Consider the following 13,739-nt stretch of genomic DNA (forward strand, 5'->3'; position numbering starts at 1 on the left):
CTATTGGAGAAATGCGATGAAGCTGTCGCCTGTTACGTTATTGCCATCGATGGACTGCGACATGTCAGGGAAGTCCGGCATCTATGGCTTGACGGTCATCGGATTGATCGCCTTCCTCACGTTGGTAGATCTGTTCGCAACGCAGGCAATCCTGCCCGCCCTTGCTGATGCCTATCAGGTTACCCCTGCGGCAATGGGCGTCGCCGTCAATGCCAGTACATTTGGTATGGCCATTGCGGGGTTGCTGGTGGCTCTCTTCAGCCGCCACCTCAATCGGCGAAAGTGGGTCGTCTTGAGTCTGCTGGCGTTATCGATGCCCACTTTCTTGCTGGCCTTTGCCCCCAATTTGCCCGTGTTCGCGTTGCTGCGCGTCCTTCAGGGCCTCTGCATGTCCGCGGCCTTCAGCCTGACACTTGCCTACCTCGCAGAGCAATCCGGTCCCAAGGAGATCGCCGCCGCTCTTGCCGCCTATGTGACGGGCAACGTTGCCAGCAATCTCTTCGGCCGATTGATGTCGGCGACGATCGCGGATCATCTGGGCTTGGCGAGCAACTTTTATATTTTCGCCGGTTTGAATTTGCTGGGGGCGGCTATCGCCTATCAAGCCTTGACACGTACTCAACCCATGCCGGCCATGAGCGAAGCCAAGCGCAGCGCTACGGCGATATTGCGCGGTCATCTATTGAATCCGCCCTTGCTGGCCACCTTCTTGCTTGGGTTCCTCATCCTGTTTGCGTTCATCGGAACCTTCACCTATGTCAACTTCGTTTTGGTAAAGCCGCCCTTCAGTGTCCACCAGATGCAGCTGGGGTTGGTCTATTTCGTCTTCGTGCCGTCGATGCTGACAACCCCCCTAGCTGGCTTCGCTGTCGCGCGCTTTGGCACGCGTCTCTCATGCTTTGGGGGGCTCGCTGTCGCCATGTCCGGCCTTCCGCTGCTTCTTACGTCGACGCTCAATCTGGTGCTGGTTGGCCTCTGCCTTGTCGGCGCGGGCACTTTTTTCTCTCAGGCGATCGCGACGGGATTTGTAGGCCGTGCTGCTACAAGCGACCGCGGCGCGGCGGGAGGACTCTATCTCGCCAGTTACTTCCTAGGCGGCCTCGCCGGCAGCTTCATTCTCGGCCAACTGTTCGGTGCATTGGGTTGGATCGCGTGCGTGGTTGGAATTGGCTTTTCGGTCGCGGTGGGCATGATGCTCGCCAGCAAAATGGCTTTGGCACGCGAATAGGCGGGGATCTATTTGCTCATCGCCAGGGCTATGCCAGCCCAAGAGTCCGGCGGGGGTGCCCGGTGATATTCCCGGCATCGCTCCGCGAGGATTGCAGACGGACGATCACCACCCCGACTGTCTGCTGCCATGTGAAAGAGAGCCTCTGCGCGCTGCCAATCGCGTTCAAAGTACGCGTCGAGACCTGACTCATAGAGTCCAATCCAGTCCAAACCAGCGCTATCTTCACTTGCTTCCGCCACAAGCTCATAAACCTCGACGCCTTGTTTACGTCCGTAGACCGCGACGCGATCGAGCTTTCGTAGGATGAAGGCATTGCCAAGTACTCCGACGGTGTCGGCACCGACAAGGATCCCCGTTCCATATTGCTTGTTGAGCGCTTCAAGTCGGCTCGCAAGGTTCACCGTGTCGCCTATAGCGGTATAATTCAGGCGATCATGTGACCCAATATTGCCGACAAGGGCTGGCCCCGTGTTGATGCCGATCCTGAGGCCGGGCGTGGCCACAAGACCCCAGGCATTGTCTTTCAGCATTCTGTTGAAGCGGTCCCGACAAGCGAGAGCTGCGCGGCAAGCCGCCACTTCCGGCGTCTCGTGTGGGGCAGGTGCATTCCAAAAGGCCATGACCGAATCGCCGATGAACTTGTCGATCGTCCCACCCGTCGCATGGATCGCTTGGGACATATCGTCGAGATGAGCGCCCAGGAAAGCCACCATGCGCTCGGGGTCAGATTCGGTCAGTCCGGTGAAGCCGGCAAGATCGCTGAAGAGAAGAGTCAATTGCCTGCGCTGACCACCAAGCTTCGCTTCGATCCCCTCGCTGACGAGGGTTCGCACCAGATCAGCCGGGAGGTATTTTTGGAACGAGCCGAGGCCGGCACTCATTTGCACCAAGCTGCGCGACAGTTGGTCGAACTCCCGCAAAAAGGAATGCTCGTAGTTCACTGCGTGCAAATCGAAGCCGCCGATCAATTTCAGCTGTTTGGCAATGCCGGCAAGGGGGCGTGTGACGAGACGATCAGCCGCGATGAAGGCTCCTGTCGCGACCAAGGCCGCCAGAACGGCCACGATCACATACAATCGTCGGATGGCAGCCGGGATATCGCCCAAAATGTCGGTCGTTGGAATGGCAATGACCAGAGACCAGCCCTGATAGGGCAGGCGAGAGATGTTGAGGTAGTAGTCACGCTCGGTCAGGGGGTCCCGTCCCATGAGGCTGACGGGAGCGACAATATTGGTCAGATGTTCTGGCTGAGCATCCCTGGCGGCCGCGATGGCGCGGCGCCCTGAGTCATGCACGTCATTGAGTGGCTCCCAGCCATGCTCACCCAAAATCTGGCCATCCGGTCCCAGGATGATGGCCTGACCGCGCTGGGTGATCTCCAGGCGATCAATGAACCTCGCCAGACGCGACAAGTCGATGCTGACGGCCAGTACGCCAATATAGCGACCATAGAGAGTCAATTTGCGCGAAATGGTGATTGCGGGATGATCGCCCGTAGGGAATGCTCGACTTTCTGTCCAAACAGTGCCGTCACGCGACTGAGCGGCATCGTACCAAGGCTGCTGGGTCGCGTCGAAACTGCTGGGAGTCTGCGATCGCGATTGAAACAGGATGTCATGGTCTGTCGTGAGATAGTTGTCGATGCGAAAGTTATCGGATTGAGCGGTATCGCGCTTGACCTCGATCATGCGGATATTGTTGTCGGCGTCTTTCCGGGCACCAAAAAAGCTGCCGTCCGGCCAGGCGAAAGAGACCCAAGTGAGGTCCGCATTGCTCTGCAATAGGGACAGGAATACGAACTCTCGCTTGGCCTCATTGTTGATCCGGATCACATCTTGGAAGAATACTGTATGAAGCGACGCCAGGGCCGATTCTGCACTGTCGATCTTGCTTTTGATGTCGCGGGTCACCGAGCTGGTGATGCGGCTATTGATCTGCGTGACAAGTTCGGCTGCGTTTCGGTCCGCACTCCGTTGCCAATTGAAATGCACCAATCCCGCTATCAGGAAGCAGCCCGCGGCCATGAGCAGCCCTAAAGCCAGACGTGCACTCAGGCCCTTTGCTGGCGTCGTTCCGAGCGGGTGCGCGTTGGACATCACACGCCCAACTGCTCAGGCCATTTATGGTGATCAATAGCTTTGACGAATGTTTGCACCGCTGGAGAAAACCGCCGGCCGGCAACATTGATCAGATAAACCTTGCGCGTAACTTCCGGGTCGACCACACGGCGAATGCAAAGGCCAGGGAGGACGGGCGAAAACTCAGGGATGAAACAGATGCCCATGCCCGCCATGACCATTGTCTGGATCCAATCTTCCCGCTCCGATCGGTAGACCTCTTCCAGCATGACCATGCGTTCGGTCAAGATATTGTCGAGCCGCTCATAGTATTCGCAATTGACTCGAGCGAGATAAGACTCGCCGCCGATCTCCTTGATAGGTACGGCCTCGAATTGCTCGTATCGATGGCCGGGCGGAAAGGCGACTGCAAAGTGCTCCTCGTAGAGCAACCTGGTGGTCAGCCGCTCATTCTCACTTTCCGGAGCCGTCATGATCGCGACGTCCAGGGCGCCGGACATCAGCAGCTCCGTGAGTTCTTCCGGGACACCCTCGATCAAGCTTACTTCGACACCAGGATGGTCGGCGCGGAAACGCGACAGAAAACCGATGAATCGCATGGGGCCGATCGTGCACATCACGCCGAGCTTGAGCGGTGCGTCCTTGAGGTGCAGGAAACCTTTGGCGGTCGTCTTTGCCTGCTCACTTTGGGCAAGGACCGCTTCAAGCTGGGGCCGGACCAGATTTCCGAGGTCCGTGAGATGTGTCAGCTTCCTTTCGCGCCGGAACAGTAGCCCGCCCAACTCTTCCTCCAGTTTCTGGACGGCGCGCGTGAGAGCGGGTTGGGTGACGTTGCAGTGTTCCGCCGCGCGCGTGAAATTCAGCGTTGTGCAGACCGCCAGGAAGTAGCGGATTTGGTGCATTTCCATTGCGAGCAATCCCCTGCCAGGTGGCTGTTGGGCACTTGGGAACTATACCCTTTGGGCATGGAAGGGGCGATGCTGATGCGGCATCGAATTCATAGGGACCTGGTATTTCCCGCCTAGCGCGCTTTCCGACAGATTGGCCGCATCCCGATCCCATTCTGAGGAATATCCCATGAATACCATCACCCCCGAAGGTGCGGGGCACCGCGCCGATGCTTCGCTTGTGGCAAACCGGGCCCTTTCCGGCCGTGTCGCCATCGTAACGGGCTCGACCAGCGGCATCGGCCTTGCAATCCTGCAGGAACTTGCCGGAGCTGGCGCCCACGTCGTCATGAATGGATTCGGCGACACCAAGGAACTGACGGCAACGGCCCAACGACTGTCAGCGAGCCATCAGGTTGAGATCGCTTTTCATGGGGCCGACATGAGCCGCCCGGCCGAAATTGTTGACCTGGTTTCGACGACGGAAATGCGATTCGGCCGCGTCGACATCCTCGTTAACAATGCGGGGATCCAGCACGTTGCCTCAATTGATGAATTTCCAGCCGAGAAGTGGGACGCCATTCTGGCCATCAATCTGTCATCTGCCTTCCATGCGACCCAGAGCGTACTGCCGGGAATGAAGAGCCGCCGCTTTGGCCGGATTATCAACATCGCGTCGGCCCACGGGTTGGTTGGATCTCCCTACAAGGTCGCCTATGTCGCTGCCAAGCATGGCGTCTTGGGACTCACAAAAGTGACCGCCCTTGAGACAGCCGAACTTGGGATCACGGCAAACGCCATTTGTCCCGGCTATGTCTGGACACCACTGGTCGAAAAGCAAATCACCGCCCAGGCCATGTCGCACAATATCGATCGGACGGAGGTCATTCGCAATGTCCTCCTGGCGCAGCAACCGAACAAGCAATTCGCAGAAGCGAGCGAGATTGGCGCCCTGGCCGTATTCCTGGCCGGCGACGCGGCAAGGTCCATTACCGGCGCCAGCCTGTCCGTCGATGGCGGCTGGACGGCGCATTGAGAAGGAGATGTCGTGATGAACACCCTATCTTCGACCATCCGTCAGGCCGACGAAGCGACTGTGGCCAGCAACATGGCTTCCCAGGATACCGCGACACGGCGGATCAATCTGGCATTGCAGGGTGGGGGTGCGCACGGTGCCTTCACTTGGGGGGTCTTGGACCGCCTATTGGAAGAAGAACGCCTTGAATTTGATGGAATATCCGCGACATCTGCGGGCGCCATGAACGCCACGGTTCTAGCCTATGGCTATCAGGAGGGCGGTCGCGCTGGGGCCAAAGTTGCGCTGGCCAATTTTTGGCGCCGGATTGCTCACGCCGCGAGTCTTTCACCGTTCCAGGCGACATGGTGGGACAAAATTACTGGCAACCAAGCCCTTGAGAGCTCACCTTCCTTCATGTGGCTGGATTTTGTGTCGCGCGTGATGTCGCCATATCAGCTCAACCCGATGAATTGGAATCCGTTGCGCGAAGTGCTGCTGGCATCGGTCGATTTCAACGCCTTCCGAAACCGACCTCAGCCAATCAAGCTCTTTTTGTCGGCGACAAACGTACGGACTGGAAAAGTCAAAGTGTTTGATGGCACCGAGGTCTCAGCGGAGGCAGTTCTGGCGTCGGGCTGCCTGCCGTTCCTGTTCCAGGCGGTCGAGATCGACGGTGAGCATTATTGGGATGGTGGTTATATGGGAAATCCGGCCATTTTTCCGCTCATTTACAATACCGAAAGCGCGGATATCGTCGTGGTGCATATCAATCCGATGACCAGAAACGATCTTCCGGTTACTGCCAGTGAAATTATCAACCGTATCAATGAAATCAGCTTCAACTCATCACTGATGCGCGAGATGCGTGCCATCAATTTCGTCAGCAAATTGATTGGGGAACATGCGGACCATGATGATGCAACAAGAAATCTCAAAAGGTTGCACATCCACTCGATCTCGGCCGAGCAGGTGATGCAGAAATTGAGTGTTCTCTCAAAATTGAACGCCGATTGGGACTTCCTGCTCGACTTGAAGGAAGCAGGTCGGTCCCATGCTGAAGCTTGGGTGGGCACGAATTTCGATGCCATTGGCGTTAGATCCAGCGTCGATATCGCACAAACCTACTTGTAAGACGTGGAACATCGTCCAGCGCACCCGGCAGACAAACTGCCGGGTGTTCTTTTGGCCAGATCAATGCCTGCTTGTCATCGTTTCCGTGATGAAGCGGCATTTAAGGTTCTTTCCCAATTCGAAAATACTTCTGATGACGGCGAGGTGGTCTCGCCGCTCTTTCAGTCATCAGGAGACAAAGATGAAGATCACCAATGCCACCTTGTTTGCCGCTGCGACCGCGGCCATGAGCCTCATGAGTGTTGCCGCCGCCAATGCGGGTCCGGCAACGCCGCCCTCCTATGAATTCGAGAAGTGCTTCGGCGTTGCTGCCGGCGGCCAGAACGACTGCCAGACTGCGACCAATTCCTGCGCCGGTTCGGTCGCTGCCGGCGGTCAGGGCGACGCCTGGGTGTTCGTTCCGAAGGGTGTCTGCAGCAAGATCAACGGCGGTAGCCTGGAGCCGAAGTAATCCTTCGAAGTGCCAGCGGGGATGCCACTCAGGCATCCCCGTCACCGTCGTTCCACTATGCTTTAGGTGCCGGAATTGTCTCGCTCCCTGCAGTTTCGCCATTGTGTTCATCGCGGTTCTTCGGACGGCGATGTTTCATCTATTGTCGCTGCGATCCGTGGCGATGTCTGCGCGCCGCGACCATTACCGCGTGCTGTCGATGCTGTGATTGTTTTTCGAAACGTTGCACATGTAATCGGCCCCCACCGCTTGGCTGAATTGTGGCAGGTTCATCGCCAGGAGGGGCGTGCCGAAGCGCGAGATCCCCGTGCCTTCGCTTCCTTCCTGGCTGGCGAGGAAGTTGGGCGGATCTATCCAGCATTGCCCGATCTGGCGCGCCTTGATCTCGGACTGTTTTTGGCCGGGATGGAGGACCGCGAACCCAGCATCGGTGCCTGTTGTCTGCCTGCTGATCTCATTGCCGGTCACCCCGATCTGATGCTGCGTCTGCAGCCCAGCTTTCGGTATCTTTCTTTGATATATCCGATTCACGCCTGGACTCCCAACGGGTCGGAGATACCGAACGCGCCAGCCGAACGCCCCGTCCTTCTTCGGCTGGCCCCCGACCGGTTGAGTGCCGCCGGTGTTGTGTCCCGTGAAACGCTGACACCTTCCCGTTTTGCGTTCGAATGCGCGCTCGCGCGCGGCCATAGCTTTGTCGCGGCAACAAAACTGGCACGGCTTCAAGATCCGACCTTCGATGGTTTGGCCGGTATCGCCGCTCTCATTGATGATGGCGCCATCGCCGACGTCATCTTGCACACAAACGTTAGCAAACTCCCGAAAGGAGACTCCTATGACAATGCTGATGCAAACTGACGAATATTCGCATGCATCCAACTTTACGCGAAAGGTGCGGCGCCTCTATGACCGATTGGAAAGCCTGCCGCTTAGCCTTTTGCAGCTCATGGCGCGGGTGAGCATGGCGACGATCTTTTGGCGCGCCGGGCAAAGCAAGCTCGCCAATTGGGACCTCACTCTTCAACTTTTCGCCAGTGAATACAAAGTGCCAATCCTGCCGCCGGAATTTGCGGCGCCCATGGCCGCAGGAGTCGAGCTGACGACACCGGTCTTGCTGATTGTAGGGCTTGCGACACGTATCGCTTGCCTGCCGATGATTGGTATGACGCTGGTCATCCAGACTTTCGTCTATCCGCAAAGCTGGGTTGAGCATCTATCCTGGATGACATTTCTTCTTTTACTGCTCACGCGCGGTCCTGGCGTCGTTTCGCTGGATCATTGGGTGAAGCGTATCTTTGACCATGGAACAAAATAGGCAGAGCACCATGAAAGAGCCCAACCCGGTTGCCGAGGGGAACGCCTTGCCGCATGTGGTCATTCTCGGTGCAGGATTTGCGGGTTTGACGGCTGCGCAGGGGTTGGCCAGGGCCCGTTGTCGGATCACCTTGATTGATCGGCGGAACTATCACCTCTTCCAGCCGTTGCTGTACCAGGTGGCGACAGCAGCGCTCTCGCCGGCCGAAATTGCGGTGCCTATTCGTAGCATTCTGCGCAAACAGAAAAACGTCTCGGTTCTGATGGGGCGCGTGCAGGGAATAGATCGGACGAGGCGACTTGTCATGGTCGACCAAAGTGAGGTCAGCTACGATCAGCTCATCGTCGCGACCGGTGCGCGGCATGGCTATTTCGGTCATGACGATTGGGAGGCTGTGGCGCCAGGTCTTAAGAAGATCGATGACGCAACACAGATTCGACGCCAGTTATTGCTTGCCTTTGAGCAGGCGGAGAGTACGTCGGATCAGGAGTTGCGCAAAGCACTTTTGACGTTTGTCGTAATCGGTGGCGGTCCAACGGGTGTGGAGCTGGCGGGCGCGATAGCTGAGTTGGCGCGTCAAGCCTTGGTCGAAGATTTCCGTGAGATCGACCCCAGTCAGGCCAGGATCGTGCTTGTCGAAGCCGGATCGCGCCTGCTGGCGGCATTTCCCGAGAGTCTGTCGCGAGCGGCTTTCGCAGCACTAACTGAGCTTGGCGTCGAAGTCTTGCTGGGACAGGCTGTCACGAATTGTTCGAGCGAAGGTGTGTGCTTGGGCAGTCTTGAGATTCCCAGCCGTTCGGTGATCTGGGCGGCCGGAGTCGCTGCTTCTCCTGCGGCCCGTTGGCTGGGGTGTGAAAGAGACAGAGCGGGACGTGCAATCGTCGGTGCTGATTTGTCTCTGCCAAACTCGCCGGAGATCTTCGTCATTGGGGACACTGCCAGCGTAATGAGCGACGGTAGGCCCGTGCCTGGGCTCGCCCCAGCGGCGAAGCAAATGGGGGCGTATGTTGCCAAAGTCTTGCTGGCGCGGGTGAATGGCAAAGAGCCGCCGCCAGCATTCCGGTACAAGCATTTGGGGTCGCTCGCGACGATCGGACGTCAAAAGGCCGTTGCCGACTTTGGCCGGCTTCAGCTTCGTGGCCGCCTAGCTTGGTTTCTCTGGGGGATCGTCCATGTCATCTTTCTAATCGGCGTGCGTAGTCGTGTGCAGGTGGCACTGCAATGGCTTTGGGCATACGCGACCTATGAACGCGGCGCCAGGCTGATTACTTCTCCTGGCAGCTCGGGTGATTGACGATGAAGACGCCCTCTACATTTCTGGCAGGAATCGGCTTGCGTGCCCCACATCATCAGGTCTTGCAGGAACAACGGCCTGCCGTTGGATTCCTAGAGGCGCATGCCGAGAACTATATGGGAGGAGGTGCCGCCCGCCAGGCACTCATCCGTGGACGCGACTGCTACCCTGTCTCTTTGCATGGCGTCGGCTTGTCTTTAGGTGGGGCGGAGGCGGTCGATCAAGTGCACCTGGATCGATTGCGCGATCTGGCGGAAATGATTGACCCGTTTCTGGTCTCGGAGCATATCGCTTGGTGCCGATTGGATGGCGTCTGCCTGAACGACTTGCTACCACTGCCTTATACCGAAGAGGCACTTGAGATACTCGTCGACCATGTTGACGAGGTGCAGAATCGCTTGAAGCGGCGGATTCTGATGGAAAACCCGAGCGCCTATGTCGCCTTCTCTCATTCTCCGATCCCGGAAGGTGTGTTCATGGCAGAACTTGCGCGTCGCAGCGGCTGCGGATTGCTGCTTGACGTGAACAACCTCCATGTCAATGCCTACAATCTGAATGTGTCGCCGATAAGTGTGATGACAGCACTAACGGCAGATAGCGTCGCCGAGATTCATTTGGCCGGGCACCATATCGCTGAGCAGAATGGGCGCCGCATTCTGATTGATGATCATGGTAGCCCAGTCGCTGACCCTGTCTGGCGCCTTTACCGAGAGGCGGTACGCCTCTTCCCCGAGGCAGTCACCCTCGTCGAATGGGACAGCCAAATTCCAGATATATCAATCCTGGTTGCGGAGGCGGCAAAAGCCGATGCCACACGCCGGAATATTCTATTGGAGGCCGAGTATGATCGGGCTGATTGATCTGCAGCGGCAGATCGTCAGTGCCATTCGAGAGCACACAGAGATGGCGCCGACCGGTGTGTATCGGCCGGAGCATCTGCCGACGGGCGATTCCCTCAGTGTCTATCGAAATCATCACCAAATCAGTCTGGGTGCGGTTCTTGCAGTCACGTTCCGAACAGTCTCGCTGTTGATTGGCGAGGAGGCCTTTCACGTACTGGCTCGACGCTTCCTGCGCAATCACCCGCCACGCCAACCCTGTGTGCCTGAGTATGGTGCAGAATTTCCCGCATATCTTGACAGCGAGATACTGGTGAAAGACCTGCCCTATCTTTCAGATATCGCCCGGTTGGACTGGGCGCTCAACCGAGCTGCGATCGCCCCGGACGTGGCGTCGGTCGATGCGGCCCTGCTGACCACGTTGTCTCCCGATCAACTGGCTGATCTTTCTCTTGAGGCGCACCCGAGCCTCACTCTCCTCAATTCACACTTTCCACTGCTGAACATTTATCGCTTGGCGCATGGCGCATCCGACGCCGACGCCATTGCGCTGGATCGAGTCGATGCACGTTTTGTCGTATGGCGGTACCTCGGCACCATTCAAAAAAAGCCTGTGTCAGTAAATAATTTCGACGCGTTACAGACACTTATTCGTGGGGAGAGGGTTATGTGTGCCTGCGAGAATCTACCCCAATCTGATCTTACGACATTCTTCAGCGACCTTGTTCTGGCTGGCGGATTTATCCTGCGGGCATAGCGCGCGAATTGGATCGAGACGCGTTGAGAGATTGAAGAGGCCGAGAGCTTATCTGGTCGCCAAATAGGGTTGGGCGCACAATCTCTAAATGGCCCTTTTCCGGAGTCTCCTAGGGCTCTCGTATCGGCATCGCTTTTCTGACGACTTCTCTTTCAACTGTGCGCAGATCCGGAAGTCATCCCCATGCGAGTCGGTTCTTAGTTCGGATATACGTACTCAACGCCCCAGCATATTTGTTTCGACAGTGCGCAGATGGGCGAGCGTTGCGGCCCGGGCTGCTTCCGGATCCCGTTTCAGAATGGCGGCGACAATTGCATCATGTTGGTGGCAGTAGTTTTGCCGTCGCTCTTCCGTGAAAGATCGCTTCTTCATGTCGAACCAGGGTGACTGGTTGCGCAGCACGTGCAACAGATCGTAGATGCTGCGCAACAGTTCGTTGCGGGAGCAGGCGAAGATGCGATGGTGCAGCGCAGAATCCCACTGCTCGAAGGTCATGATCTCCGTGGCGTTGGTGGCCTCCCGATGCGCCTCTTCAATGCCAGCCAATTGCGTGGCGCTGGCGTTGATCGCGGCATTGGCCGAGGCGAGCGGTTCCAACAGCAATCTCAACTCCATCATATCGGCCGGGCTTGCGCCTTCCATTGCCGCAACGATGTTGTTGAGATCCTGCTTGGCGCCGTTTTCGGTCACGAACGTACCGCGTCCGACATGGCGCGAAATGGTACCCGCGTCGCGCAGCATATCCATGGCGCGGCGGATCGTATTGCGCGCCACGCCAAACTCAGCGGCAAGGTCCCGCTCGGGCGGCACCTGCCCACCATCGGTCCATTCTCCAGCGTCGATACGCTGTTTCAAATGGCGAGCAATCTCGGCGGCAATCGGTCTCGGCATGGCTGTCTCATTTGATCCATATGTGAGCCAATTAGCACGATTTGGGTGTTTCGTCTATGCCAAACGCTGAAATCCCTTGATATTGGTTCAATGAAGTAATTAGATTGGCGCAACTAGACGCCGAATGGCTCACTTGCCACAGGGCGCAGCGGCATATCGGGAGGAATTCATGCGCATTGCCACGTTCTCGATCGGTGGCGAACGTCGTGTCGGCATCGTCGACACCGTTGCCGGAGAGGTGAAGCCGTTCGACCTGCCCGTTGATGCGGCCCGGGAAGGCGTCCTGGCGATCATTGATCGGCCGGGCGTGCCGGCCACCCTCTCGCCGATCCCACTCGACCGCGTTGAGATCGAAGCGCCAATCCCGCGACCGCGCCGCAACATCTTCTGCGTTGGCAAGAATTATCACGAGCACGCGCATGAATTCGCCAAAAGCGGCTTCGATTCCAGCGCTGCTGCCGGTGCGGTCCCCAAAGAGCCCATTATCTTTTCCAAGGTACCGGAAACGGTCATCGCCAATCGGGCGAAGGTGAAGATCGACCCGGCCGTTTCATCGGCAATCGACTATGAGGTCGAGCTGGCGGTCATCATTGGCAAGGCCGGGCGCGGCATCGCCAAGGAACAGGCGCTCGACCATGTCTGGGGCTATACCATCGTTAACGACGTCACCGCCCGCGACCTGCAGGGTCGCTATAGCCAGTGGCTGGTCGGCAAGTCGCAGGATACTTTTTGCCCGATGGGTCCCTGGGCGGTTAGCAAGGATGAAATCGATATCACCAACACGGCCATCCGCTGTTTCGTGAATGGCGATTTGCGGCAGAACTCGAATACCGGCCTGTTGATCTTCGACGTACCGACGCTTATCGCCACCATCTCCGCCGGGCTGACGCTTATGCCTGGGGATATCATCGCTACCGGCACGCCGGCGGGCGTCGGCATCGGCTTCAATCCACCGCGCTATTTGCGGGCAGGCGATGTCGTGCGTTGCGAGGTCGACGGTATCGGCGTGCTGGAGAACCAGTTCGAGGAACGCGCCGCATGAGCAGCGTCGATCTGGGTTCCGTGGTCGCCGAGGTGGCCGGCGAAGGACCGCCCGTCGTGATGATCCACGGGTTGGGTGGCACCACCAATACCTTCCAGCCCTTGATGAGTGGCCTTGCCGGATTTCGCATCATCCGCATCGATCTGCCCGGCGCCGGCAGATCCCGTGTCCCGCACGACGACCTCAGCATCGAGAAATTCACGGCGGCCGTGCTTTCGGCAGCCAGGACCCTGGGTGCCGAGAGGGCTCACTTTGTCGGGCATTCGATGGGGACGCTGGTTTGCCAGCAGATCGCAGTCGAACATCCGGAATGCGTTGCGTCGCTTGCCCTTTTCGGGGCGCTGGTCGAACCGCCGGAAGCTGCCAGAACTGGGCTAGCCGGCAGGGCGCGTTTGGCGCGCGAGCAAGGTATGGAGCCGATCGCCGAGCAGATCATCAATGCCACGGTCTCGGCCGAAACCAAAGCCAGCCGACCCGCAGCGGTCGCTTTCGTGCGTGAAACCATCATGCGCCAGGACCCGATCGGCTATGCCAAGCATTGCGAGGCATTGTCGCGGTTCCAAGCCGTTGATCATCAGCGCATCAAGGCGCCGGCTTTGTTCGTTACCGGCGATTCCGACGTCGTAGCCCCACCCAGCATGGCACAGTTCATTGCCGATCGTGTTGCCGGGGCCAGCGTGCATCTGCTCAATCGCTGTGGCCATTGGGCCACAATCGAGAAGCCGGCCGAATGCAGCGAGAAAATTGCTAATTTCCTGAGGCGCATCTAACGCAGTTTGTGCTTAACTTCATAGGTTCGCAGTCG

Annotated in this window: 14 protein-coding genes; 11 read left to right on the forward strand and 3 right to left on the reverse strand. The window is 57.9% G+C overall.

Features of this window, described 5'->3' with window-relative positions; translation table 11 throughout:
- The first annotated feature begins 16 nt into the window (after window positions 1-16).
- Window positions 17-1,228 (forward strand): MFS transporter, encoded by a 1,212-nt coding sequence (locus ACE3PP_RS06965; protein WP_374379648.1) that lies wholly within the window; start codon window positions 17-19, stop codon window positions 1,226-1,228.
- 8 nt (window positions 1,229-1,236) lie between these two features.
- On the opposite strand, the gene ACE3PP_RS06970 is transcribed toward ACE3PP_RS06965, so the two are convergent.
- Window positions 1,237-3,327: an adenylate/guanylate cyclase domain-containing protein gene (locus ACE3PP_RS06970; RefSeq protein ID WP_374379651.1), complete on the reverse strand. Its 2,091-nt coding sequence runs from the start codon at window positions 3,325-3,327 to the stop codon at window positions 1,237-1,239.
- On the reverse strand, window positions 3,327-4,217 hold the full coding sequence (locus ACE3PP_RS06975) for a LysR family transcriptional regulator (RefSeq protein ID WP_374379654.1): 891 nt from the start codon (window positions 4,215-4,217) through the stop codon (window positions 3,327-3,329). Before ACE3PP_RS06975 ends, ACE3PP_RS06970 begins: the two co-directional genes overlap by 1 nt.
- A 169-nt stretch (window positions 4,218-4,386) precedes the next feature.
- On the opposite strand from ACE3PP_RS06975, the gene ACE3PP_RS06980 reads away from it, so the two are divergent.
- The 8 genes from ACE3PP_RS06980 (at window position 4,387) to ACE3PP_RS07015 (ending at window position 11,001) form a co-directional block, all read left to right on the forward strand.
- Window positions 4,387-5,232: a 3-hydroxybutyrate dehydrogenase gene (locus ACE3PP_RS06980; RefSeq protein ID WP_374379657.1), complete on the forward strand. Its 846-nt coding sequence runs from the start codon at window positions 4,387-4,389 to the stop codon at window positions 5,230-5,232.
- A 15-nt stretch (window positions 5,233-5,247) separates the two neighbouring features.
- On the forward strand, window positions 5,248-6,345 hold the full coding sequence (locus ACE3PP_RS06985) for a patatin-like phospholipase family protein (RefSeq protein ID WP_374379659.1): 1,098 nt from the start codon (window positions 5,248-5,250) through the stop codon (window positions 6,343-6,345).
- Window positions 6,346-6,526: 181 nt separating this feature from the next.
- Window positions 6,527-6,796: a DUF2282 domain-containing protein gene (locus tag ACE3PP_RS06990; protein ID WP_374379662.1), complete on the forward strand. Its 270-nt coding sequence runs from the start codon at window positions 6,527-6,529 to the stop codon at window positions 6,794-6,796.
- Between the two features lie 75 nt (window positions 6,797-6,871).
- The gene (locus ACE3PP_RS06995) at window positions 6,872-7,654 is read left to right on the forward strand and encodes a hypothetical protein (protein WP_374379665.1); all 783 of its coding nucleotides are present in this window, start codon (window positions 6,872-6,874) and stop codon (window positions 7,652-7,654) included.
- A complete protein-coding gene (locus ACE3PP_RS07000) occupies window positions 7,632-8,111 on the forward strand; it encodes a DoxX family protein (RefSeq protein ID WP_374379668.1) in 480 nt (159 codons plus the stop codon). Before ACE3PP_RS06995 ends, ACE3PP_RS07000 begins: the two co-directional genes overlap by 23 nt.
- A 10-nt stretch (window positions 8,112-8,121) precedes the next feature.
- Window positions 8,122-9,405, forward strand: coding sequence for an NAD(P)/FAD-dependent oxidoreductase (locus tag ACE3PP_RS07005; protein ID WP_374379671.1), 1,284 nt, complete (start codon window positions 8,122-8,124; stop codon window positions 9,403-9,405).
- Between the two features lie 2 nt (window positions 9,406-9,407).
- On the forward strand, window positions 9,408-10,265 hold the full coding sequence (locus ACE3PP_RS07010) for a DUF692 domain-containing protein (protein WP_374379674.1): 858 nt from the start codon (window positions 9,408-9,410) through the stop codon (window positions 10,263-10,265).
- Window positions 10,249-11,001: a putative DNA-binding domain-containing protein gene (locus ACE3PP_RS07015; protein WP_374379676.1), complete on the forward strand. Its 753-nt coding sequence runs from the start codon at window positions 10,249-10,251 to the stop codon at window positions 10,999-11,001. Before ACE3PP_RS07010 ends, ACE3PP_RS07015 begins: the two co-directional genes overlap by 17 nt.
- A 216-nt stretch (window positions 11,002-11,217) precedes the next feature.
- Here the strand turns inward: ACE3PP_RS07015 and ACE3PP_RS07020 are convergent, their stop codons facing one another.
- Window positions 11,218-11,892 carry a FadR/GntR family transcriptional regulator gene (locus ACE3PP_RS07020; protein ID WP_374379679.1) on the reverse strand — a complete coding sequence of 225 codons (675 nt, stop codon included), beginning with the start codon at window positions 11,890-11,892 and terminating at the stop codon, window positions 11,218-11,220.
- 169 nt (window positions 11,893-12,061) lie between these two features.
- Here ACE3PP_RS07020 and ACE3PP_RS07025 point away from each other — a divergent pair, with 169 nt between their 5' ends.
- Together ACE3PP_RS07025 and ACE3PP_RS07030 are read left to right on the forward strand one after the other, a co-directional pair.
- Window positions 12,062-12,934 carry a fumarylacetoacetate hydrolase family protein gene (locus tag ACE3PP_RS07025; protein WP_374379682.1) on the forward strand — a complete coding sequence of 291 codons (873 nt, stop codon included), beginning with the start codon at window positions 12,062-12,064 and terminating at the stop codon, window positions 12,932-12,934.
- Window positions 12,931-13,704, forward strand: coding sequence for an alpha/beta fold hydrolase (locus ACE3PP_RS07030; RefSeq protein WP_374379685.1), 774 nt, complete (start codon window positions 12,931-12,933; stop codon window positions 13,702-13,704). Before ACE3PP_RS07025 ends, ACE3PP_RS07030 begins: the two co-directional genes overlap by 4 nt.
- The last annotated feature ends 35 nt before the right edge of the window (window positions 13,705-13,739 follow it).

Source organism: Dongia sp., from assembly GCF_041910485.1.
In the GTDB taxonomy this organism is placed as follows: Bacteria; Pseudomonadota; Alphaproteobacteria; order Dongiales; family Dongiaceae; genus Dongia.